The 23,507-nt window shown below is 31.7% G+C and carries 23 protein-coding genes, 2 tRNA genes and 2 riboswitches; of the genes, 16 read left to right on the top strand and 9 right to left on the bottom strand.

Going from position 1 to position 23,507, the window contains the following annotated elements:
• Positions 1 to 99: 99 nt before the first annotated feature.
• Together B4A23_RS15560 and B4A23_RS15555 are read left to right on the top strand one after the other, a co-directional pair.
• Positions 100 to 267: a hypothetical protein gene (locus B4A23_RS15560; protein ID WP_291121276.1), complete on the top strand. Its 168-nt coding sequence runs from the start codon at positions 100 to 102 to the stop codon at positions 265 to 267.
• 52 nt (positions 268 to 319) lie between these two features.
• Entirely contained in the window at positions 320 to 925 is a 606-nt protein-coding gene (locus tag B4A23_RS15555; RefSeq protein WP_291121274.1) for a hypothetical protein, read from the top strand.
• Between the two features lie 4 nt (positions 926 to 929).
• Here B4A23_RS15555 and B4A23_RS15550 read toward each other — a convergent pair whose 3' ends face one another.
• On the bottom strand, positions 930 to 1,514 hold the full coding sequence (locus B4A23_RS15550) for a hypothetical protein (protein WP_291121272.1): 585 nt from the start codon (positions 1,512 to 1,514) through the stop codon (positions 930 to 932).
• 27 nt (positions 1,515 to 1,541) lie between these two features.
• Entirely contained in the window at positions 1,542 to 2,021 is a 480-nt protein-coding gene (locus tag B4A23_RS15545; RefSeq protein WP_291121270.1) for a hypothetical protein, read from the bottom strand.
• 48 nt (positions 2,022 to 2,069) lie between these two features.
• Here B4A23_RS15545 and B4A23_RS15540 point away from each other — a divergent pair, with 48 nt between their 5' ends.
• Positions 2,070 to 2,816, top strand: coding sequence for an alpha/beta fold hydrolase (locus tag B4A23_RS15540; RefSeq protein ID WP_291121268.1), 747 nt, complete (start codon positions 2,070 to 2,072; stop codon positions 2,814 to 2,816).
• Here the strand turns inward: B4A23_RS15540 and B4A23_RS15535 are convergent.
• On the bottom strand, positions 2,813 to 3,253 hold the full coding sequence (locus B4A23_RS15535; RefSeq protein WP_286473803.1) for a nucleoside deaminase: 441 nt from the start codon (positions 3,251 to 3,253) through the stop codon (positions 2,813 to 2,815). The genes B4A23_RS15540 and B4A23_RS15535 overlap by 4 nt on opposite strands.
• A gap of 77 nt (positions 3,254 to 3,330) precedes the next feature.
• On the opposite strand from B4A23_RS15535, the gene B4A23_RS15530 reads away from it, so the two are divergent.
• Entirely contained in the window at positions 3,331 to 4,236 is a 906-nt protein-coding gene (locus B4A23_RS15530) for an EamA family transporter (protein ID WP_291121266.1), read from the top strand.
• Positions 4,237 to 4,272: 36 nt separating this feature from the next.
• On the opposite strand, the gene B4A23_RS15525 is transcribed toward B4A23_RS15530, so the two are convergent.
• The gene (locus B4A23_RS15525; protein WP_291121264.1) at positions 4,273 to 5,349 is read right to left on the bottom strand and encodes a DUF5074 domain-containing protein; all 1,077 of its coding nucleotides are present in this window, start codon (positions 5,347 to 5,349) and stop codon (positions 4,273 to 4,275) included.
• A gap of 6 nt (positions 5,350 to 5,355) precedes the next feature.
• Positions 5,356 to 7,164, bottom strand: coding sequence for a TonB-dependent receptor plug domain-containing protein (locus tag B4A23_RS15520; RefSeq protein WP_291121262.1), 1,809 nt, complete (start codon positions 7,162 to 7,164; stop codon positions 5,356 to 5,358).
• Between the two features lie 34 nt (positions 7,165 to 7,198).
• A riboswitch (cobalamin riboswitch) is annotated at positions 7,199 to 7,341 on the bottom strand.
• A gap of 175 nt (positions 7,342 to 7,516) precedes the next feature.
• Here B4A23_RS15520 and B4A23_RS15515 point away from each other — a divergent pair.
• The 5 genes from B4A23_RS15515 (at position 7,517) to B4A23_RS15495 (ending at position 13,593) form a co-directional block, all read left to right on the top strand.
• Positions 7,517 to 7,768, top strand: coding sequence for a TM2 domain-containing protein (locus B4A23_RS15515; RefSeq protein ID WP_291121260.1), 252 nt, complete (start codon positions 7,517 to 7,519; stop codon positions 7,766 to 7,768).
• Positions 7,769 to 7,925: 157 nt separating this feature from the next.
• On the top strand, positions 7,926 to 8,903 hold the full coding sequence (locus tag B4A23_RS15510) for a pyruvate dehydrogenase complex E1 component subunit beta (protein WP_114998120.1): 978 nt from the start codon (positions 7,926 to 7,928) through the stop codon (positions 8,901 to 8,903).
• Between the two features lie 77 nt (positions 8,904 to 8,980).
• Positions 8,981 to 11,518: a DUF5686 family protein gene (locus B4A23_RS15505; RefSeq protein ID WP_291121258.1), complete on the top strand. Its 2,538-nt coding sequence runs from the start codon at positions 8,981 to 8,983 to the stop codon at positions 11,516 to 11,518.
• Between the two features lie 30 nt (positions 11,519 to 11,548).
• Positions 11,549 to 12,031 carry an inorganic diphosphatase gene (locus tag B4A23_RS15500; protein WP_038336778.1) on the top strand — a complete coding sequence of 161 codons (483 nt, stop codon included), beginning with the start codon at positions 11,549 to 11,551 and terminating at the stop codon, positions 12,029 to 12,031.
• 125 nt (positions 12,032 to 12,156) lie between these two features.
• Positions 12,157 to 13,593 (top strand): M28 family peptidase, encoded by a 1,437-nt coding sequence (locus B4A23_RS15495; RefSeq protein ID WP_291121256.1) that lies wholly within the window; start codon positions 12,157 to 12,159, stop codon positions 13,591 to 13,593.
• A 40-nt stretch (positions 13,594 to 13,633) separates the two neighbouring features.
• Here B4A23_RS15495 and B4A23_RS15490 read toward each other — a convergent pair whose 3' ends face one another.
• Positions 13,634 to 15,010, bottom strand: a complete 1,377-nt coding sequence (locus B4A23_RS15490) for a tryptophanase (RefSeq protein WP_291121253.1) — start codon at positions 15,008 to 15,010, stop codon at positions 13,634 to 13,636.
• A 119-nt stretch (positions 15,011 to 15,129) separates the two neighbouring features.
• Positions 15,130 to 15,543, bottom strand: coding sequence for an acyl-CoA thioesterase (locus tag B4A23_RS15485; protein ID WP_114998110.1), 414 nt, complete (start codon positions 15,541 to 15,543; stop codon positions 15,130 to 15,132).
• Between the two features lie 129 nt (positions 15,544 to 15,672).
• Positions 15,673 to 15,759: riboswitch (adenosylcobalamin-variant (AdoCbl-variant) riboswitch) on the bottom strand.
• A 128-nt stretch (positions 15,760 to 15,887) separates the two neighbouring features.
• Between B4A23_RS15485 and B4A23_RS15480 the strand changes: the two genes are divergently transcribed.
• From B4A23_RS15480 to trxA, 5 genes are all read left to right on the top strand, one after another.
• Positions 15,888 to 17,039 carry an LOG family protein gene (locus B4A23_RS15480; protein ID WP_291121251.1) on the top strand — a complete coding sequence of 384 codons (1,152 nt, stop codon included), beginning with the start codon at positions 15,888 to 15,890 and terminating at the stop codon, positions 17,037 to 17,039.
• A 157-nt stretch (positions 17,040 to 17,196) separates the two neighbouring features.
• A tRNA-Met gene (locus B4A23_RS15475) sits at positions 17,197 to 17,269 on the top strand.
• A gap of 6 nt (positions 17,270 to 17,275) precedes the next feature.
• Positions 17,276 to 17,348, top strand: a tRNA-Met gene (locus B4A23_RS15470).
• Between the two features lie 84 nt (positions 17,349 to 17,432).
• Entirely contained in the window at positions 17,433 to 18,068 is a 636-nt protein-coding gene (locus tag B4A23_RS15465; RefSeq protein WP_038337160.1) for a suppressor of fused domain protein, read from the top strand.
• 234 nt (positions 18,069 to 18,302) lie between these two features.
• Positions 18,303 to 18,659, top strand: a complete 357-nt coding sequence (gene trxA / locus B4A23_RS15460; protein WP_084106970.1) for a thioredoxin — start codon at positions 18,303 to 18,305, stop codon at positions 18,657 to 18,659.
• Positions 18,660 to 18,721: 62 nt separating this feature from the next.
• On the opposite strand, the gene B4A23_RS15455 is transcribed toward trxA, so the two are convergent.
• A complete protein-coding gene (locus tag B4A23_RS15455; protein ID WP_291121523.1) occupies positions 18,722 to 20,155 on the bottom strand; it encodes an amino acid permease in 1,434 nt (477 codons plus the stop codon).
• A gap of 190 nt (positions 20,156 to 20,345) precedes the next feature.
• Here B4A23_RS15455 and B4A23_RS15450 point away from each other — a divergent pair, with 190 nt between their 5' ends.
• Together B4A23_RS15450 and B4A23_RS15445 are read left to right on the top strand one after the other, a co-directional pair.
• Positions 20,346 to 21,500 carry a hypothetical protein gene (locus B4A23_RS15450; RefSeq protein WP_291121249.1) on the top strand — a complete coding sequence of 385 codons (1,155 nt, stop codon included), beginning with the start codon at positions 20,346 to 20,348 and terminating at the stop codon, positions 21,498 to 21,500.
• Between the two features lie 89 nt (positions 21,501 to 21,589).
• Positions 21,590 to 22,492 carry a ketopantoate reductase family protein gene (locus tag B4A23_RS15445; RefSeq protein WP_291121246.1) on the top strand — a complete coding sequence of 301 codons (903 nt, stop codon included), beginning with the start codon at positions 21,590 to 21,592 and terminating at the stop codon, positions 22,490 to 22,492.
• Positions 22,493 to 22,529: 37 nt separating this feature from the next.
• Here B4A23_RS15445 and B4A23_RS15440 read toward each other — a convergent pair whose 3' ends face one another.
• Positions 22,530 to 23,444 carry a hypothetical protein gene (locus B4A23_RS15440; RefSeq protein ID WP_291121244.1) on the bottom strand — a complete coding sequence of 305 codons (915 nt, stop codon included), beginning with the start codon at positions 23,442 to 23,444 and terminating at the stop codon, positions 22,530 to 22,532.
• Positions 23,445 to 23,507 lie beyond the last annotated feature (63 nt).

The raw sequence follows: 23,507 nt of genomic DNA, 5'->3' as shown, positions 1-23,507 counted from the left end.
TGAATCATTGGATTTGGGTTTTTTTTATGGATTGATTTTTCGTCTTAGTTCTCGATACGATTCTTAACAGAATCACTCTAGCTGACGAAAAAAAGAATTATGATTTGTCACTTCGAGTATTTGAAATATTCGTTAGAATTTTTCAAATGTATCGAGAAGTTAGACGAATATATTCTTCGACAGACTCAAAATGACAATCGAAAAAATGTCATTCCGACGAAAAATGAATTCAAAAGTCATCCTGAATTTATTTCAGGATCACATTAAGTATGAGAAGCTGAAACGAGTTCAACTTGACAAAAAACAATATATTTACTTTATGAAATTCCTAATTCTCTTTTTACTTTCAGTGATGAGTTTTGCTCAAAAATTGGATACGATTAATCTCAATCAAGTTGAGGTTATGAATTATTCAAACTACAAACAATTTCGTCCAAAGTTCAAGAAAGTTGAAAGATTAACGGACAACACAAGTTTTGGACTCAAAATATTTTCGAATCTATTGCTTCCAAACGAGAAAGAAATTGAAATTGTAGCAATCGAAATTTTGTTCGAATCAAAAGTGAAGAAGAAAAATTATTGCAATGAATATTATTATTTCAAACCGATAATTTTAAAATCAATTGAGGATAAACAAAGTTTAATCGACGAAAAATGGTTTGAAGTAGACAAAGATTATCAAGGAAAATATATTTTTCCTATTCATTTAAAACTTAAACCTTCTGAAGCCAAAAACTATTTTATTGGTTTAGAAACGTCTTACGAAAATCCTTTTTGTCCCGAAGGAAATGGCTATTTTGATTTGATAAATACATCGAAAAAATCAGATGTTTTTGTTCATTACAATGATAATCGAAATTCAGGGTTTCGTAAACAAGAATTATTTGGTAATTATGCTTTGAATTACAAAATCTACTACAAATAGAAATTTATTTCCACAATAATTTCAATTCCACTTTATATTTCCCAGCGTATGGTTTTGGGTTTGTTGGTTTTTCCGAAATCGAGAATTGATACACGCCACGCGCAGGCAATTCGAAGATGGTTTCTTTACCAAAAGGTCCACCTTTTATAGAATCCACAGGGCCTTTGATGTGATTAATTCGGATATTTGCTGTAGAATCTTGAGCAGAAATTTTGATCCAAACTTTTTTAGCAGAATCTGCATTAAAGGTAAACGTATTTGTTTGTCCTGCTATTTTAGTAGGTTCTGCTTTAGCTTTAGCATAACTTACTTCAAGATTTTCGGTAGTATTATTAGCACTTAACGGAATAATTTTATCTATGTTAGACACAATTTTTTGTTGAGGTTTTGCAGTAACCTTTTTCTGATGTGAAGTTGTTTTCACGACTTCCTCTTTCATTACATCTTCTGTTGTTGGCTTATCTTTTTTTACCAAATCTTTGTACGCAGAATCAACTCCAATCTTGCTTGGATAAATGGTTGGCGTAGATTTATCTTCGCAACTATAAAGCGTAATCAATGTAATAAAAGCGATAAAAGTCCATTTCATAACAGAAAAATTCTTCTGTAAAAGTAACTATTTTAACTGCAATTTCAAGGTATATTTTCCTTCAAATGGATCACCTTGCATCAAACTTTCGCCAATTCGGATTTGATATAAGCCTTTTTCGGTTAAATCATAATTGATTTCTTGTCCAAAAGGACCATCTTTTTCATTATTTGGAGAGATAAGTTGATTAATTCTGATGTTTCCGAGTTTATTTTTAGGAATAATTTGAATATAAACAGAGGAAGAAGAATCATTTCTAAAACTAAAAGTTTGTTGTTCTTTCGCTTCTTTTTCAATCACAAATTCACCTTTTCCATGAATTAATTTCAATTCAGAATTATTCGTAATCTTTGGTGTAGCCAAAGCAATTTCTTGAAAAGAAGAATCTTTTTTGACTACTTTTTGAGTCGTTTCTCCTATTGATATTGTCTGATTACTTGTCATACAATAAATGATAATAGCACCAATAGCTATTGATAGTATTATTATGGGACTATATTTTTTCATTATTGTAAATTTGTACATTAGTTAATTACAAATTCTGAACCAAACTATATGTTGTTTTACGAAAATACAGGAAACGGTAAACCCTTGGTGTTTTTACACGGTTTCTTAGAGAGTCATTTAATTTGGAATAATTTACGAAAAAATCTTGAGAAAGAAGTGCAAATTATTACAATTGATTTGCCTGGGCATGGAAATTCTGAAAATTCGCAAGAGGTGAATACGATGGAAGAAATGGCTGAAAAAGTGATTGCGGTTTTGGATGAATTAAATCTAGAAAAAGCAACTTTTGTTGGACATTCGATGGGTGGTTATGTGACGTGCGCGTTGGCTGAACTTTTTCCAGAGCGTGTAGAAAATATTGTTTTGATCAACTCTTCGACTTTGCCAGATGATGAAGCGAAGAAAAATCAACGTTTGAAAGCGTGTGAAACAGCTCGTAAAAATTTCAATGCGTTGGTGAGTTTTAGCATGCCTACTTTATTTGCGGCGCATCATCGTGAGCAATTCAAAGATGAGTTGAAGTTTGTAAAAGAAATTGCTTTGAAAACTCCAATCGAAGGCGTTTGTGCAGCTTTGAAAGGAATGCGTGAGCGTCCAGATCGTTCGTCGATTTTGTATGATTTCAAAGGTGGAATTTATATCATTGTTGGACTGAATGATGAAACGGTTAATCCTGAATTATTTTTAACCTTAATTCCAGATTTACCTAACATTCATTTGTACAAATTTGATGGTGGACACATGGCTTTTATAGAAAATTATGACGAAGTTTTATCGATATTGAAATCGATTTAACGTTTGCGTTGGAAAAATTCTTTCATCAATTGACCGCATTCATCTTCCATAATTCCCGAAACAATTTCAGTTTTTGGATGTAATTCGCCAATTTTTGCCTTAAAACCGCGTTTTTCATCCGAAGCACCATAAACCACTTTCGAGATTTGGCTCCAATACAATGCTCCGCCGCACATCACACAAGGTTCTAAAGTTACATACAATGTACAATCTTGTAAGTATTTTCCACCCAAATAATTTGCTGCTGACGTAATCGCTTGCATTTCAGCGTGCGCTGTAACATCAGTCAATGTTTCCGTTAGATTATGTGCTTTCGCGATAATTTTGTTGTTGCAAACAATCACAGCTCCAACTGGAATTTCGTCTCGCTCGAAAGCTGTAACCGCTTCGTTAAAGGCGATTCGCATAAAATATTCGTCTGTAAAAAGATTTTCCATTTCTATAAAATTTAAGGCAAAAATAATCATTTCCAAATTGGATATTCGATACATTTGTACAAATTGACGCCTCTTTTATGAATCAATCAAAATATATCATTGCAGCCATTATAACCTACTTTATGTGGGGATTTTTTAGTTTCGGATTGAAACCGATCGCCGGTTATCCACCTTTGGATATTTTATTTTTCAGATTGTATGTTTCCGTTTTCTTTTTAGTGGTCATTAATGTTGGATTTCGACGTAATAAGATGAAAGCTGATTATGATTTATTCAAATCATTTGATAAAAAGAAACAGAAAAAATTAGGAAGTTTAATTGTTGGCGGATCATTGATTTTGATGACAAATTGGTTGATGTTTATTATCGTAATGAATCATATTAGTGTGCAAGCCGCATCGCTCTCTTACTTAGTTTGTCCGATTATTACAACTGTTTTGGCTTTCATTATTCTGAAAGAACATTTAACCAAAATAAAATGGATTGCAGTTGGTATTAGTCTTTTAGCATGTTTGGTTATTTGTATAGGTCATCTTATAGACTTGGTTTATAGTTTGATTGTTGCGTGTACATTTGCACTGTATATCATTATTCAGAGAAGCTTGAATGTTTTTGATAGTTTCAATTTATTGATGACGCAATTATTAATTGTAGCTATTCTGATGTTGCCATTGGTTTTCATCTTTTCGGGACCAATTCCGACCGAAACAATTTTCTATCAATGTATTATGATGATTGTGATTTTGTTCACTATCATTCCAATGTTCTTAAACAATTTTGCTTTAAAAGGAATTGACTCTTCAACCGTTGGAATTTTAATTTATTTGAATCCAATTATGAATTTTGTTTTGGCAATTTTCTATTACAAAGAAGCCGTTTCGCCAATGCAAATGATCGGTTATAGTTTGATTTTACTCGCGATTGTTGTGTTTAATTCACAAACCATTTTCAAAATAAAGAACATAAAAAAATCTGAAGTCTAAACTTCAGATTTTTTTATGTTGATTTTTCAGGAAATATTATTTGATGTAAACAGAATTTGGTGAAACTCCAGTTGTAATTGCTGGATTTTTAAGACCTCCTTGTGCATTCTGAATTAATAATCGTCCATTAGAATTGTAATCTTTTGCGTCTAAAACATAAAAAGTATCACCTTTTACATAAAAACCATATACATTATCAGCTCCTGTTATGTAATCTGCTTTTGTAGGCAAAGCTGTCGCATTTGTAGCCATAGAATAAACAGAATTATTAACGATGTAATACAATTTACTATTCTCTGCAACTAAGAAATTTGGATGTTGTCCATCAGGAAAATTCATTTCTAATTTATCTTCTGAAGTTAAATTATAACGAACCAATTTTCCTTTTGTAGTAGTTCCCCAATTAACACCTTGCGAAAGGACAAATAAATTTCCGTTTTGAATTGTTAAATCCGTCGGAACATCACCAACATTTATACTTTTTTTATCATTTGTTTTAAGGTCAATAATTGTAACTGTTTTACCTGTTCCCCAACCTCCTTTTTGTGCAATATAAAGTTTGTTATTGTCAAGAATCATTTTTTCTGGACCTTCGTCAACCTTATATTTTTCTACGAAAGTTAAATCACTGATTTTGTATTTTGCAATAAAATCGTCTGTCGTAACATTAGGATCTCCCCAGTTTGAGATATACAAAAATTGATCATCAGAAACGATATAACGAGGGTTGCTCATATTATCTGATGATGGAATTGTACTAATTTTTTTGAAAGTTGTGTTGTCAACAACTTCTACTTTATTAGAAACATTAAGAACAATATAAGCTTTGTTTCCTTTGAAATACATACTTTGTCCTACAGAACCCAATTGCGCACCAGCGTTCGCAGTCTTGAAAATTTCTTGAATAGGATTTGTTGTACTTACATCTTTTGTTGGATCAAAATAAGTGATTTCTGCGTTAGCTGAATTGAAACCTCCTTCATTCAAAATAAAAACTCCTTTCGAATAATTTCCTTTTTCAGGATCATTGTTTGGTCCATCATCGTCATTTGAGCAAGATTGTAAAAATACTCCTGCCAAGGCTATAAGTGCGATTGATTTAAATTTAATCATAGTTTTTTAAAATTTTATTTGTATTTGTATGTTATAATTTGTGCCTGGTTGCCAACGATTTTCTTGTGTTTGATATTCTTGGTTAAACACATTATTCACTCTCATAGAAACGCTATAAAGTGGTGAAATCGTATAATTTAAACCTAAATTCGTTAGCCAAAAACTATCAAGTGTTCTTTCTTCTTTCGAATCGGTAAAAACTTTACTTGTATAAATATTTTGTACAAAAGCAGATAAACGTTTGTAAGTGTACTGAGCGCTCGCCGTCCATTTATGGTTTGGGGAATACATCAATTCCTTATTTTTAAATTTATCTTTTGTTTTGGTATATGCATAAACTGTATTGAAAATTAATGCATTCCATTTGTAATTCCCAATCATTTCAAAACCATAGGTTTCTGCCTTGTTGATATTCACAGGAACCCAATAAGAACTGTTTTGCGAGCTCGGAATCCATTGAATCATATCACTCAACTTATTATAAAAAATATTGGTTTGAATGTTTAAATTTTTGCTGATAAAATCATTTCCTAATTCAAATTGATAAGCTGATTCTGATTTCAAATCTGGATTTCCGCCAGTTTTCCAAAATAAATCATTGTACGTTGGATTTCTGAAATTTTTCGAAACATTTCCTCTCAATTGATACGAATGTATTGGACGATAATTAAAACCTAACGAATAAATAAAAGGATTTTGGTATGTATCAGAAAAGTCTTGGCGAATACTCGCTTCGTATTCCAAAACATCTGATAATTTATGCTTCGCGATTAAGGCAAAATTGATAGAATTTTGATCACTTTTGGTCAAATTATTTCCATTCCCTTGATTATAATTGGCTTCAGATAAAAGTGAAAGCTCAAAATTATTCGTGATTTGATGATTCAGATAATATTTTAAAATATAATTATCAACCTGTAAATCGTCCGAATAAGATTTGTGAATATTGTTGAAATAACTGCTTTCTTCTCGGATATAAGCCAATTTTAGTTGCGATTGCCACTTTTCATTTGGATTGAAATTCCATTCTGTCATCAAACGATAATCCTGGTTTTCGTATCCAGAAGGCGTTGAACCAATATCAACCAAAGGAAATTCGCGCTTTCCAAAATTGAACATCGAATAAAGTTTCAATTCATTTTTAGGGTCGATTTTATAACCAAAATTTCCATTAATTGTATTGAAATAATATTTTCCGTTCAAATTCTTCTTCATATGATTCGGAATTTTATAGTCATTATCAGATTGATTTCGTTCGTAATCGATTGAAGAACTAAATTGTTCTGTACTATATTTCAACTGATATTTTCCCGACCATGTATCGTAACTTCCGTATCCTAAATTGATTTTTTGCTGTAAACCTTTCTCATACTCAAATTTATTCAGTAAATGAATTGTACCGCCGATAGAACCTGTTCCGTACGCAATACTTCCTCCGCCTGGTTTTACCAAAATTCCATCGAACGAATTACTTGCAAATAAATTAAAATCAGTTTGCCCTGTTGTTTGCGAATTGACATTTATTCCGTTCCAAATTACCGCTGTGTGCGAAGCCAAAGTTCCACGAAACGAAGGCGAAGAAACCATTCCTCTACCATTTTCTTTAAAATAAATTGGCGTTTGCGCTTGTAAAACTTGCGTCAGTTGATTAGGGTTTTGTTCCAAAATACTATCATTAAGTTTGATAATACTTTGAGATTTGTAATGATTTTTAAGAAAAGCATCATTCAAAATCAAAGGTTTCAAATTGATGGTATCCGTCTGTGCAAAAGCAATTCCAGCGATAAGATTAAAACAAAGAAAAAGTTTTTTCATATTAAAATCTGTTTTTCCTCCGAAAACATTTTCTATTAATTTGTTAGCAATGGCAGGTTTCCTGACTTATTCTTTTACAAAAAGTATGTTAGAATTTACAGTTGCGGGGACAGTTTTGGAATTGAACCAAATTCCCTTTTAACTCACTCGTTGAGCACCATTTTGTGCAAATGTAAATAAAAGGAATTGATTTTATAAAAAGTAGATTGTTAAATCGTTAACCTTAAATTAAGATCAGATTTATTTTATTTGTACAATATTCAAAATCATTATATCTAGTGATTTTTAAGAAAGATGGACAAATTAAATTTGTAACCAACAAAAACAATTATTTATTTAAACTTTAAAAACTATGGAAAACAATCAACCGTACAAATCAGAGAAAAAAATCATTGCCGGAATTTTAGGAATTTTAGTAGGATATTTAGGAATTCATAAATTCTATTTAGGCTATACAAAAGAAGGTATTATTCAAATTATTGCAACTTTTGTAACATTTGGATTTGCTGGACTTATTGGATTTATTGAAGGAATTATTTATTTAACAAAATCTGATGAAGAGTTTGATAAAACATATGTAGAAGGTCACAAAGGCTGGTTCTAAAATATAGATTACATTCTTTTTCAACTATTTTTCGATCCCAAAATACTTTAGATTATTTTGGGATTTTTTTATTGAATGAATTCGTTTTAAATAATTCGCAAGTTTTTTATTACATTTGCTTTAGGAAAAAATATAATAAAGAACGAAATCGCATAAAATGGCTATAAAAACATTTAGAGAAGTAATCGCAGAGGCAATGAGTGAAGAAATGCGTCGCGATGAATCTATATTTTTAATTGGAGAAGAAGTAGCAGAATACAACGGAGCGTACAAAGCTTCGAAAGGAATGTTAGACGAATTTGGAGCAGAACGTGTAATTGATGCACCAATCGCAGAGGCTGGTTTTTCAGGAATCGCAATTGGATCTACAATGACGGGATGTCGCCCAATCGTAGAATACATGACATTCAATTTCTCATTAGTGTCTATTGACCAAATTATCAATAACGCTGCAAAAATTTATCAAATGTCAGGAGGACAATTCAACTGTCCAATTGTATTTAGAGGACCTACTGCTTCTGCAGGACAATTAGGTGCAACACACTCACAAGCTTTTGAGAATTGGTATGCAAATGTACCAGGTCTTAAAGTAATTGTTCCTTCAAACCCTTATGATGCAAAAGGTTTATTAAAATCTGCAATTCGTGATAACGATCCAGTAATTTTCATGGAATCTGAACAGATGTATGGAGATAAAATGGAAATGCCAGATGAAGAATACACAATCGAAATTGGTAAAGCAGAAATCAAACGTGAAGGTACAGATGTAACGTTAGTTTCTTTCGGGAAAATTATTAAGCAAGCTTACATCGCTGCTGATGAATTAGCAAAAGAAGGAATTTCTGTTGAAGTAATTGACTTACGTACAGTTCGTCCGTTAGATTATGATACAATTTTCAAATCTGTTAAGAAAACAAATCGTTTAGTAGTTTTAGAAGAAGCTTGGCCTTTCGCTTCAGTTGCTTCAGAAATTACGTATATGGTTCAACAAAAAGCATTTGATTATTTAGATGCACCAATCAAACGTATCACAACAAAAGATACATCAGCACCTTATGCTCCAAACTTGTATGAGACTTGGATTCCTAATGCAAAAGATGTAGTTGAAGCTGTAAAAGCTGTGATGTATAAATAATTAAGATTTATAAACTATATTTGTAAAGTCTAGCATACATTTTGCTAGACTTTATTTTTTTTAACCAAATCTTATTGATGAAAAGTTATATAACAGCTTTTTTTATAGTTGTTCTAGCGTCTGTGCACGCGCAAGTAAAAATCCAAGGAAAGGTCATCGATTCTGAAACTCAGAAGCCTATTCCTTACGCAGATATTCGTTTACCAGAACTTAAAGTAAGTGCAACATCAAACTCTGATGGTACTTTTTATATCGAATCTAGTTCGAATGCAAATAAAATTGTCGTATCAAAAAATGGATACGAAACTTCTGATTATGTAATCGAAAATAAAATCGATTATAATTTTATTGCTCAATTATTTTTAGCAGAAGAAGACACGAAAGTAGAAGATAACGGAACGGTAGATTTAGAAACAGCAGTTGTTTCGGCAAAGAAAAAACGTCTTAAAAAGAAAGAAAATCCAGCTTATGCTATTTTGCGTGAAGTATGGAAGCGTAAAAAGAAAAATGGGCTAAAATTAGCTCCTCATTATCAGTACGACGAATACGAAAAGTTGCAATTTGATATTAGTAATATCGATTCAACTTTTATGAAACGTAAGATTTTTAAAGGAATGGAGTTTGTTTTCGAGAAAGTAGATACATCTTCTATCAACGGAAAAACATATTTACCAGCTTTCTTGAATGAGTCAATTTACAATGTTGCGGGAATTAATAAACCTTCAACAAAAGAGCGTCGCGAATTAATTGCGAATAAAACATCAGGTTTCGAGAAAAATGAAGTGGTTGCTTCTACGGTAAAAAATCTTTTCCGTGATATTGATATTTATGATAATCGTATAAATATTTTAGACATCAAATTTGTGAGTCCAATTGCAACAGATGGTTTCGCAGTTTATGATTACGAATTGAAAGATACAGTTGATGTAGATGGAATAGAATCTTATCGAATCAAATATTATCCGCGTCGCGAAGGCGAATTGACATTTAAAGGAGAATTATATATTTCGAAAGATGCTTATGCGGTGAAAGAGGTTGTGATGGAAACAACGAAAGAAATGAACGTGAATTTTGTACGTAATATTTTCATGAATCTAGAATATGATATTCCAAACGATTCTATTTTCTATCCAAAGAAAGAATACGCGATGTTGGATATGTCGTTGTTGAGTAAAAAAGAAAGTGCGAAAGGAATTTTTGCGCATAAAACGGTGAATTATTACAATTACGATTTCGATACAACACATCCCGAAGCTTTTTATTACGAGAAATTAGATCCAGCAAAAGCAGCGCTTAACGAAAAAGATAATCAGTTTTGGGCAGAAAATCGTCCTGAAGCTTTAACGAAAGATCAAGAAGGTATTTACGAAACATTAGAGCAATTAAATAAAGTACCAAAATTCAATAATATTGTGAAAGCAATCGAGATTTTTGGTTCTGGATATTACAATGTCGGAAATGCAATTGATATCGGGAATTTATATTCATCTTTTGGATACAACCAAATCGAAGGTTTCCGTTTGAGAGCTGGAGCTCGTACATATTTTTCGCAAAATGATATGTGGCGTGCGCAAGGTTTCTTGGCATATGGTTTTCGAGATGATAAATTCAAATATGGAGCAGATTTTCGTTACATGTTCAATAAATATAATCGTTTTCAAGTCGGTATCGGAACAAAACGTGATGTAGAACAATTGGCTGCAACGTTAACGGCTTCTGACGGAATTATGACGCGTAGTTTTGCTTCGTCATCAATCATCAATCAAGGAGATAATACATTTTTGAGTAATAATAATTTGACAAATGTGTATGCGTCGATAGAACCTTGGAAAAATGTAACGTTTCGTGTTGATGGAAATTATCAATTAATTAAACCAGCAGATGCAGAACATTTCTCGATTGGATATGAAAAAAATGGTCAGATTAAAGAAACTTTAACAAATTCAAGTGTAAGTGTTTCGGTAATTGCTCGTCCAGGTGCAAAATATTCGCAATATGGAATTGATCGTTACGAAATGACAACACTTGCTCCAACATTAATGTTGCGTTATACAAAAGGATTGAAAGGTGTAATTAATTCAGATTTTGAATATGATAAATTACAATTTTTATATACACAACCAATTTTGATTGGATCTTTTGGTAAATCATTGGTAACTGTAGAAGCAGGAAAAACATTTCAAGGTGTTCCTTTATCATTAATGAGTGCGTTACCTGGAAATGAGAGTTACGGACAAGTTTATGGTACATTTTCACAATTAGATTATTATGAATTTGTAACAGATGAATATGTAACGATGAACTGGGAACATCATTTTAACGGTTGGATTTTGAATAAAGTTCCGTTAATCAAAAAATTAAAATTAAGAGAAGTAGGATTCTTGAGAGCGGCTTACGGAGACATTTCGGAGAAAAGTAAAGCTATTAATCGTTCGACGATACAATATTTTGCACCAAATCAACAAATATACTACGAATACGGGTTTGGGATCGAAAACATTGGTTTTGGAAACATTAGACCAATACGTGTTGATTTTAATTGGCGCGGAAATTATAATAATTTGCCAGATGTTCGTAAATTTGGCATCACAATCGGTTTAGATTGGAATTTTTAGAAAATAAATAATAAAAAAAAGAATATTACAATGACTTTTGATGCAATCATCGAAATCCCAAGAGGATCTCGCAACAAATACGAAATGGATCACGAAACAGGAAGAATCCGTTTTGATCGTGTTTTATACTCTCCAATGTTCTACCCAGCTGATTACGGTTTCGTAGAAAATACATTAGGATTAGACGGAGATCCAATTGACGTATTAGTTTTCTTAACAGAACCTACTGTTCCTGGATGTGTAATCGAAGTAAAAACAATCGGTGTTCTTAAAATGTCTGATGACAAAGGACAAGATGAAAAATTAATTTGTGTACCAGTTGCTGATCCAACATGGAACCAATTAGAAAACATCACTGATATGAATCCTCATACATTGAAAGAAGTTGAGCACTTTTTCAGAGTTTATAAAGACTTAGAAAATAAAACAACAACAATTGAAGGGTACGGTGATAAAGCAGAAGCAGAACAATTATTGCAAGATGCAAGAGAGCGTTTCGTACCAGCTCACTAAGAAATAATTTATAATTTCATATAAATAGTCCTCATTTTTTGAGGACTATTTTTTTTAAGTAAATTTTCCTCCCATTCTATCAACTATTTCCAAAAACATTTTTAAGTTTATAGAAATACTCACACATGAAATCGAAATTTTTATTAACACTAGGTTTAATCTCTACAACCATGAGTTTATCTGCTCAAACTAATCAACAAGTTTTAGACTTGATTAACAAAGAAGTACAACAAAATTCTGAAGCTTATCAACAATTAAGAAAAGCAACCGAAACATTTGGACATCGAGCTACAGGAACAGAAAATGGACGAATAGCAGAAGAATATGCAGCAAATTTGTTGCGTTCGTATGGTTATGATGTGTCTTTTCAAGAGTTTACATTTAGCGGTTGGAATCGTAAAAGTTTAGATTTAAAAATCAATAATCAATCTATAAAAGCCGTTGCTTTGGCGCATTCGCCAGCAAATGTTAGTCTTTCGGGAGAATTAATTGATTTAGGAAATGGACTTGAAGAAGATTACAAAAAGATTGGTGATAAAGTAAAAGGAAAGATTGTTTTTGCTGCGCTTGGTTTGTTGGATGGAACGCCAAAAGAAATCGAAAATCTACATCGTTCCGAAAAAACAGCTTTAGCAGAAAAGTACGGAGCGAAAGGAATTATCTTGTTTAATCGTCCTGCTGGAGGAATTCTATTGACAGGAACGGCCTCTGTAACGGGAGAAATTATTAAAATTCCTGCAATTAACATCAGTTTAGAAGATGGATTGAAAATCAAAGAAGATCTACTATCAAAAGGAAAAGAAATTGCTAAAATCGAAATGAAAAATGATGTTGGACAAATGAAAGGTCGCAACATTATTGCAAAGAAAATCGGTTCTAAATTTCCAAACGAAAAAATAGTTCTTGGGGGACATTTAGATAGTTGGGATTTGGCTACAGGAGCAATTGATAACGGCGTTGGAAGTTTTTCTGTAATGGATATTGCGAGAACATATAAAAAGTTAAATCTTCAAAATGATCGAACAATAGAATTTGTTTTATTTATGGGCGAAGAAGTTGGTTTGATAGGTTCTAAATATTACGTTAATCAAGCGCTGAAAGACGGTTCTATCAATCAAATCAAAGCAATGTCGAATATGGATATGACAACAAATCCAAAGTCGTATTATTCGACAATGGAAAGTAATTTGCCTATTTTAACTGATTATGCGAATGATGTGCAAAAAGTGATTCCAGATTTTAAATTGAAAACATTTGCGAGTGTAGATTTACATTCAGATCATCAACCGTTTATGTTGCAAGGTGTGCCTATTATTGGGCTTTCGGATAGTCAATTTACAAAAGGAGCGTTAAATTGTTACCACGCAAATTGCGATACATTTGATTATGTAGAAGAAATTGGTTTGAAAAATAATGTGATTTTGGAAACCTATTTGTTGTATCGTTTGAGTAATTTGAAAGAAATTCCTTCAAAACGTTGGAACGAACAAGAAATTAAGGAAGCCTTAATCAAAGGAAATTTAGAAACTCCACTTCGTATTTCGGGCGATTGGAGATGGTAATATCAAAAAAATCCTTCAGATTATCTGAAGGATTTTTTATTTATTTCTTTTTCAATTTTACAGTGAAATGTCTTAAAATTTCAGATTCCCACGAAATTTCATAACCTGAATTAATCTCATTTCGTCGATCAAAAATATTTTTCAAAGCTACTGCAATATAATCCATATGACTTTGGAAATAAGTTCTTCTAGGAATAGCTAAACGCAATAATTCTAATTTTGGATAACGATTTTCTCTCGTTTCAGGATCACGATCAGCCAAAATAGTTCCGATTTCTACACCACGAATTCCAGCTTCTTTGTACAATTCGATTCCCAAAGTTTGTGCAGGAAATTCTTCACGTGTTACATTTGGTAAAAATTTTACTGCATCAACAAAAATAGCATGTCCACCGATTGGTTGCTGAATTGGAATTCCAAATTCAATTAATTTATTCCCTAAATATTCAATTTGTTTGATACGCGATTGTAAATAAGAATATTCTGTCGATTCTTGCAAACCTTGTGCTAAAGCTGCTAAATCACGTCCAGCTAAACCACCATAACTTAAATATCCTTCGTAAATAATTCCGAAATTTCCGCAAATTTTATATAGCTCTTCATTATTCAGTGCAATAAATCCACCAATATTTACCAAACCATCTTTTTTCGCAGACATTGTCATTCCATCACCGTAAGAAAACATTTCTAAAACAATTTCTTTAATCGTTTTTGTCTTGAATTCTTCTTCTCTTTCTTTGATGAAATAAGCATTTTCTGCAAAACGAGCGCCATCAAAAAAGACTGGAATTCCATATTGATTAGACAATTCACGAACTTGACGAATATTTTCGATTGACACAGGTTGACCGCCAGAAGAATTGCACGTAACAGTGATTAATGTAAATGGAATTTGTTCTTTTCCGTATTCTTTGTAGATATTTTCTAACTTTTGTAAATCGATATTTCCTTTGAAAGGATGAATCAATTCGCTGTCAAAAGCCTCATCAATAGTACAATCAATCGCGTGCGCTTTTCTAAATTCGATATGACCTTTTGTTGTATCAAAATGCGAGTTCCCAGGAACAACATGACCTTCTTTTACAAGAGCTGAAAACAATACATTTTCCGCTGCACGACCTTGATGCGTAGGTAAAAGAAACTCAAATCCAGTAATGGTGTTAATGGTTTCTTTCAGTTTTAAGAAAGATTGAGAACCAGCATAGCTTTCGTCTCCAGTCATCATTGCAGACCACTGTTTGTCGGACATTGCTCCAGTTCCCGAATCAGTTAATAAATCAATAAATACTTTGTGGCTTTCTAGGTTAAATAGGTTGTAATCTTTTTCTTCGATCCACTTTTCGCGTTCCTCTCTAGTAGATTGATAAATTTCTTCGACCATTTTTATGCGAAATGGTTCGGCAAAAGGTAATTCCATTTTTCTTGTGTTTAATGTAAAACTAAGAAACCTTTAGAATATTATCAATTATTAATTGAAAATCATAAAAAAATCCTCTATCAAAAAGATAAAGGATTAAAAATTTTCTATAGCTCGTGTTAGTCAATAACAGGAACTGGTCGTTTGTTTTCGTTAATTGCAACTAATGTAAACGTTCCCGAAATCGCTTTATCACGTCCGTCACGATACATACTTTCGATAAAAACATCAATTTGTACATCCAAACTTGAGCGTCCTACACGTACCACTTTCCCTACCATTTCTACGATAGTTCCTGCAGGAATTGAGTGTTTAAAATCAATTTTGTCACTACTTACTGTAACAATAGGTTTGCGACAAAAACGAGTTGCTGTCATAAAAGCAATTTCATCCATCAAATACATTACTGAACCTCCAAACATTGTGTTGTGGTGGTTTGTATCTCCAGGAAAAACAGCTTTAAAAATGCGAGTTTCAGAATTGATGATGCGTTGTTCAATCAACTCTTCTCTTGGTGTTTTTTCCACTTCCATTATCATATATTTACACGTTACTTTTCTTAATTAATTTTTGAGTTGATAATGTTTTTTTGTGGTGGTTTGATGATTTCATAGAACATAATTTTTACTTTTTTCGCGAAAGTTTTTGGTTAATTATTAACTCAATTTAGTGGCATTCTGACTTGTCAAAAATATTGATTTACAGTTGCGCGACAGTTCGTGATTTGCACACGATTCCCCATTAAGATGAGCACGAATTTGATGCAAATATAAATTAGAAAAATGAAAATTTGCAGATTTATTGTGCCGAATTCGTTGGTTTGGAATAATTCGTGTAAATTCATTTTTCCGAATTTTTAATGAAGTAAGAAATAAGAATGAAAATAAAACCAATCAAAGATTTAGTTCATAATCTATCAGAATGGAATGAATTAGTTTCTCAAACCAAAGATTTAACCGATAAAGTAGTTCAAGATGTTAATTTTTTGCGTCAAGAAATCAATTGGGAAGAGTATAATTTATGTAATACATCGTTTTTGGGTTGTAAGTTTAAACAACATGAAGCAATCTATTTAATCGAAAAAGGAGCATTCGTTTATCCAAAATTTGAATCAGTTCCCTATAATCCATATCGTGGAAAATTGTATACTTGGCAAGAGTTGATGGAAGGTTATGATCCGGATAATGACCAAAGTATAGATCTTAAAATTTATAAACATTTCAAAAAACATAAATATAATCCGTCTGTTTCAGAAGCTTTGGCGCAACGTTTACACGATTTGTCTATTGATGATGGTTTGCGTCGAATTTTGGAATATAATGATAATGGAATGACGAAGAAAAAAGTGGTTGGCTTTATGGGCGGACATTCTACTGCGCGAAATTCGGAGTTTTATAATGAAACTGCAAAAGCGGCGAAATTGGCTACTGAAAAAGGTTATTTTGTTGTTTCTGGTGGAGGTCCTGGAATTATGGAAGCTGCTAATTTAGGAGCTTATATGGCAAATTATTCGGATGAAGATTTGATGAATGCGATTAGTATTTTGGCTGATTTAGACTTTATTGATGAAGATAAAACTGAATATTTGGCGAAGAATTTTATGACGAATGCTAAAAAAGTTTTAGAAATCTATCCAAATGGTGCTGAAAGTTTAGCAATTCCAACATGGTTTTATGGTCACGAACCGAGTAATTTATTTGCAACGAATATTGCGAAATATTTTTCTAATAGTATTCGAGAAGATATGTTGCTAACAATTAGTTTGTTCGGGTTGGTTTATGCGCCTGGAAGTGCTGGAACAACACAAGAAATTTTTCAGGAAGCAGCGCAAAATCATTATGGAACTTCAGGATATTACAGTCCAATGATTTTTTTGAGTAAGAAAAGATATGTAGAAGATACGGCGATTTATTCGGTTTTGCATCAATTAGCAATAGGAAAAGCATATAAGGAGTTACTATTTTTAACAGATAGTGCTGATTTAGCAATCGATTTTATCGAAAATCATCCACCAATTAAAGTTAATTAAAAAATAATTTAAAATATTTTAAATATTTAAAATCACATAAATCACTTTATTACAGTAGTTTACATGGTTTTTATTTGTTTTTTGTCAGAATAAAATAAAATAATTTCGAATAATGTTTGGTATTTTAAATAATGAACGTATATTTGCAGTCCAATAACGCGAGATGGAGCAGTAGGTAGCTCGTCGGGCTCATAACCCGAAGGTCACAGGTTCGAGTCCTGTTCTCGCTACTAAATCGCGAGGTGGAGCAGTAGGTAGCTCGTCGGGCTCATAACCCGAAGGTCATCGGTTCGAGTCCGGTCCTCGCTACTACAAAAGAGAGTTTCTAACAAGAAGCTCTCTTTTTTTATGTCTTTAACTGAGAATTAAGATTGGATAAACTATTTTTGCATCATGAATTTAGAAGAATACAAAAAACAATATAAATCAGATCAAGCGGTTGGTGCAATTGCGATTGAAAATCGCTTAAAAGAAGTTTATGGGACTTTAGAACCGCGTTTTTATTCGCCGCAGGTGATGTCTTTTCAAGGAGGTGATGATCCAATTGATGGAGTTGCGGTTTTTGATGTTAATGGTTATTATCATTTGGTGAGTTACGGAATGTCACATTTGTACTATTCGGAAGAGAGCGTAGGTGCAGATTTTAGTAAGTGGGGATTTGAGTTTTCTTTCCGTGTGAAACCTGTTAAAGATGATAATGGTGAAGATCCTTTTTGGGTGGTTCAATTAATGAATAATTTGGGACGTTTTGTGAATGAAACAAAAGTTTGGTTTGATGAATACCAATTTTTGCCTTTAGGCGGTCCAATTCGTACAGATTCGGAAACGGACATTGTTGGTTTGGCTTTTATCAAGGATGATGATTTAGATGAAATTGATACGCCGCATGGAAAAGTTACATTTATACAAATGATTGGTTTGAATTCGGAACAATTGAAAAGATTGGAAGATAATTCAACCAAAGAAGAAATAATGTCAGTGATAGCTGAAATAAAGTCAGTTAATCCAAAATTTGTGTGTGAATTATAGTAGAATTTCTAAAATAAAACATATTTGCGTTAACCTATTTCTTAAATTATGTTAAATATAAAAAACAGATTGTCAGTATTTTAAACTTGGTATTTGTTTTGATTATATCTAAATGTTAGTAGCACTAACAGTAGAATAAATTTTTCATAGGTTAGGTTAATAATTAGTAAAGCTAATTATGAAGCACTTCTTCGGAAGTGCTTTTTTTAGTATATTTAAGAAGAAAAAATAAAGATGTTTAAAAATTTATTCAACCGAAATAAAAATCAATCAAATAACAAAGAAGAATCAAAAACAATGACTTTCGAAGAAATTATTAATTCAGATAAACCAGTTTTGTTAGATTTTTTTGCAACTTGGTGTGGTCCTTGTCAAATGATGGGTCCAGTTTTGCAACAAGTGAAAGAAGAATTGGGAGATGATGTCAAAATCCTAAAAGTGGATGTTGATAAATATCAAGATTTAGCTGCACGATATCAAGTGCAAGGAGTTCCGACTTTTGCCATTTTCAAAAATGGTGAATTATTATGGAAACAAAGTGGAGCGCGACCAAAAGAACAATTGGTTACAGAAATCAAAAAATATATTTAAAAATAGGTTTGCTTTGCAACCAAAGTCGATTAAAAAATCCGCTCATTGAGCGGATTTTTTGTTTACTTATTTAAAGAATTTTTCTTTTTATTTTCTTTTACAATTCGATAAGCGATGTAAAGGAAGACCAACCAAACTGGAATTAATTCCACTGAAATTTTAAGTCCTGTAAACCACATAATTACTAAAATTCCAAATAAGAAAATTAGACAAATGTAATTACTGATAGGATACAAGAAAGATGGAAATAATGTTTTTGTGTTCTCTAAATTCTTTTGTTTTCTGTATTTAAGATGTGTTATCGAAATCATAATCCAGTTAATTACCAACGAAGAAACCACTAAAGACATCAATACATGGAAGGCGTTTTCTGGAATTATTTTATTAATCAAAATACAAATTGCAGCGAAAAAAGATGAAACTAAAATCGCCATAACAGGCACGTGATTTTTGTTTAATTTTTTCAAGAATTTAGGTGCATTTCCTTGCTCTGCCAAACCATACAACATTCTACTATTACTGTAAACAGAGCTGTTGTAAACTGATAAAGCCGCTGTCAAAACGATAATATTTAGTGCGTTTGCAATTAATTTTGAAAAATCAATCGTGTTACCAAAAATATTTAGTTTCAAATGATTCAAATTCTCAAAAACCATCACAAAAGGACTACTTTTATCCGTGATCGTTTCCCAAGGAGCTAACGAAAATAAGATAATTAATGCTCCTACATAGAAGATTAAAATTCTATAAATTACTTGATTGGTTGCTTTCGGAATTGTTTTTTCTGGATTTTTAGCTTCAGCAGCTGTGATTCCAATTAATTCTAAACCTCCAAAAGAGAACATAATAAGAGCCATTGCGGCAAATAATCCGCTAAAACCACCTTCACTATTACCAGATAACCAACCTTTAGGGAAAAAACCTCCATTGTTCCAAAGGTTTTGTATTGTTGCTTGTTCACCTCCAGTTCCGCTTATTAACAGATAAGCCCCAAAAATAATCATTGCAATAATCGCAATTACTTTGATGATAGAAAACCAAAATTCAGCTTCACCAAACATTTTTACAGATCCTAAATTCAAAGCATTAATCACAATAAAAAAGAACAAACTTGAAGCCCATAAAGGAATATCAGGCCACCAAAATTGTACATAAATTCCGATTGCAGTCAACTCAGACATACTTACCAAAACATAAAGAATCCAATAATTCCAACCAGAAGCAAATCCAGCAAAAGATCCCCAATATTTATATGCAAAATGACTAAAACTTCCTGAAACAGGTTCGTTTACAACCATTTCTCCTAATTGACGCATGATGAAGAAGGCTATGATTCCTGCAATTGCATAACCTAAAATAACAGATGGTCCAGCTAAAACAGCAGCGGGTCCAATTCCTAAAAACAAACCAGTTCCAATCGCGCCACCTAAAGCAATCAATTGAATATGTCGGTTTGTAAGACCTCTTTGCAATTCTTTTTCCTCGGTATTTTTTATTTGACTCACGTGTGATGTATTAATTTGTTAAATATATGTAAAAACTATTTTTAAAAAGAACAATTTGAAGAATTGTCTTGTTTGAATTAATATTAAGAAAATGATTTGTAACGCTTTTTTATTCATGTTAAATCATCTAAAACTTAAAAAAATATTCAATAAAATTTCTAATTTTATAAAAATCAACCTTATGAAAAAACTACTTTTTACTTTTCTATTGACTCTATTTACCTCTGTTCAACTTTTTGCAGATGGTCCTTTTTTATATTCTTTGCCTTTTGGTTCGAGGGCTTATCCTGATGATACGATTTTAGAAAAAACGAAAGAAAAAGGAATTGATTATTCTACTTTCGAAAAATATTTGTTGGATAATAATATCGAATTAGGTAAGAAAGTTGGACTTCTTTCTGAACTCGAAGTTTATTTTGTGTTGAATGATAATCAAAAATCATATTTTGTTGACTATAAAGAGAAATTTAAAAAATCTGTTGGAAAGAAATTTGGAACGAAAACTCCACTTAACGAACGATTTTTAATTGCGTTGATGGATGATTGCGATACAGAATCTCCTAAAGTAGAAGTATATCAAAAATTTGTTGATGAAAATCCACAAAGTAAAACGATGCAATTTGTGAATGTTTTTGCTTATAATTTTAATCTTATTTGGGATGATGATAAAAAAGATTATTCTTCTATGAATGATTTTAAAGAAAAATATCAAGATAATTGTTTGCAAAATTTTGAGAGTTTCAACAATGATACTTCTGCCGATATTTTTTCTGAACTTGAGGAGATAATTACGTTAGGATATAATTGCGATTATGCTTTGAAATGTCTTGCTCCAGCAAATAATCGATTGGATGTTTTGAATCAAAAAACAGAATTTACATTAAATAAAATTGCAAATGCAGAACCAATTCCAAGAATGGTTGTAACGCAAAATGCTTCTCAAATTGGATTGTCGGCTTATGAATGGTTGGGCGAGGAAATGAAGTTAATTTCTAGTTTGAAAATTTCGGATGAAGAGAAAACTCTTCTGAATTATTTTGCCGTAAATGAAACATACAATTATATCAATCATGTCAACAATCTATATGTTTTATTTGAAGTGATTCAGAAAACGCCCTCACAATTAGCAAAATCGACGAATAACAAATCTGTTGAAAAAATTGCTGCAAAAGATGATTGGAAGAAAATAAATCAATTGTATGATGTATTGAAAAAGAATTTTCAAAAAGACAATGAAATAGCTGTAGATTCTAGCTCAAATCTTGATGATTTGCGTAATTTGATTTATTATTTGTATCTCAATCCAAAAGAATTGTCAAAAGTTTATCAAAACTAATTATAACCGAAATATTAAATTTTTTCAAAGACTTAAATTCGTAAATGTTGTAGATTTTATTTTAAATTTATCTTCTAAATAACAAAAAAATGAAATCAATTTATTTTCTTGGATTGGGAGCTTTAGGAGCAAAATATGCAGCGAGTTTTTATGAATATAATCCAGAAATTGTAAGTGTAATTGTAGATGAAGAGCGAAAAAATCGATACGAAGAATCTCAAATTTTTGTGAATGATAAAGCGTATGATTTTAATTATGTGACAAAAATCGAGGATAATAATTATCCAGATTATATATTTTTAGTCGTTAAAAGTTCTCATTTACAGCAAGCGATAGAAGATATGAAGCCTTTTGTTGGTGAAAACACAATGATTGTAAGTTTGATGAACGGAATTTCTTCTGAACGTGTTTTGGCAGATCATTTTGGATGGGATCGTGTGGTGAATGCAGTTGCGTACATGGATGCGGTAAAAGTTGATAATCGCGTGACGTTTTCGAGTATAGGAAAAATTATTTTTGGGAAAATGGATTCAATTAATCATGATAAATTAGTCGATTTACATGAATTGATGAATGTTGCTGAAATTCCAAATCAATTATCGGATGATATTCAGAAAGCGCAGTGGGGGAAATATTTGGTAAATGTTGTCGGAAATCAATTGACATTTTTGTTGGAGTTTCTATATGGACAATTTCGTACCAATCAATATCTCGAGGTTTTAATGGATATGATTTCTAATGAAGTTCTTGCGGTTGGGAATGCGCATGGAGTTGCAATTGGTCAAGAAGAAGTGGATCGAATGAAATCTACGATGAAAATTGTGGATGAATTTGGTAAAACTTCGATGTTACAAGATCGCGAAGCAAAACGATATTCGGAAGTGGATGAATTTGCAGGCGAAATTATCAGTTTAGGAAAACAATATAATATTCCGACACCTTACAATGAGTTCATTTATAATATGGTAAAATCAATCGAAGAAACATATTAAAAATAGCTACAAAGTCATTCAAGTTTGGATGACTTTTTTATTTGAAATCAATCGCTTTTGGATAAGCAACTTTCTGAATAATATAAATCGATAGCATAAAAAATATACTCATGATTAATGTTGCAACAGGTAAATATTTTATCGAGTCAGAAGGTAAAATCATTGGTAAAATAACCATTGCAAAAGCAGGAGGTAAGCGTAAATCTGTTAATTTCAAAATAAACATTACGACAATCAAATCGATTAAGCCAATAATTATCCAATTATCAAGATAATGCATTGTCAAACAACCAGCCATTGTAACCATAAACATCACAAGAATACGTTTTAAACGTACAGTTAATTTTAATGTTGGATTATTTAAAGATTCAAAAGAAATTACGATAATAGGAGGAATAGCAGAGAAGTGTGCAAATCCACTAAAATAACAAGCTGCAAACCAAACTATACATAATCCAATTAACCATCTGTTGTGGCTTGTGTAAATCATTGGAACTGCATTTTCAGTTGGTTTTAGTTTGAATATTTTTATTGATAGAAAAAGTAAAAAGACAAATAGAAATATGGCATATAGAAATACAAAAGATTCTGCATTTGTAACAATTGGTAATAATCCTGTAGCTAATGCTGGCGCAAGTTGACTTTTAAAAATTTTCAAGACAATTAACATCGCAACTAATACCAATGCTAATTTGAATGATAATATAATTGGTAAAAAATTAATTCCAAATCCTAAAATAGCTGTAATTGACGGAAGTAAAAAAATATGAAATGGTCGTTGTAGCCATTTATTTTCTCGAAACGTTAAAATTCCGACAGATAAAGCAGCAACTTCTGGTAAAATGATTTCTTTATCACTATAAATCATTGCCGCTCCAATCATGATTAAAATAAATAGAAAAGCAACGGAGTATGAGACAAAAGATTCTTTATTACCTAAGATAGATTTCATGAAATAAATGTATAAAAAAAACCTTTGTAAATATACAAAGGTTTTTGTCGGGGTGGCAGGATT

Source organism: Empedobacter sp. UBA7248 (assembly GCF_002472945.1).
Classification (GTDB): domain Bacteria; phylum Bacteroidota; class Bacteroidia; order Flavobacteriales; family Weeksellaceae; genus Empedobacter; species Empedobacter falsenii_C.
This window is presented reverse-complemented; position numbering and strand designations above follow the sequence as displayed.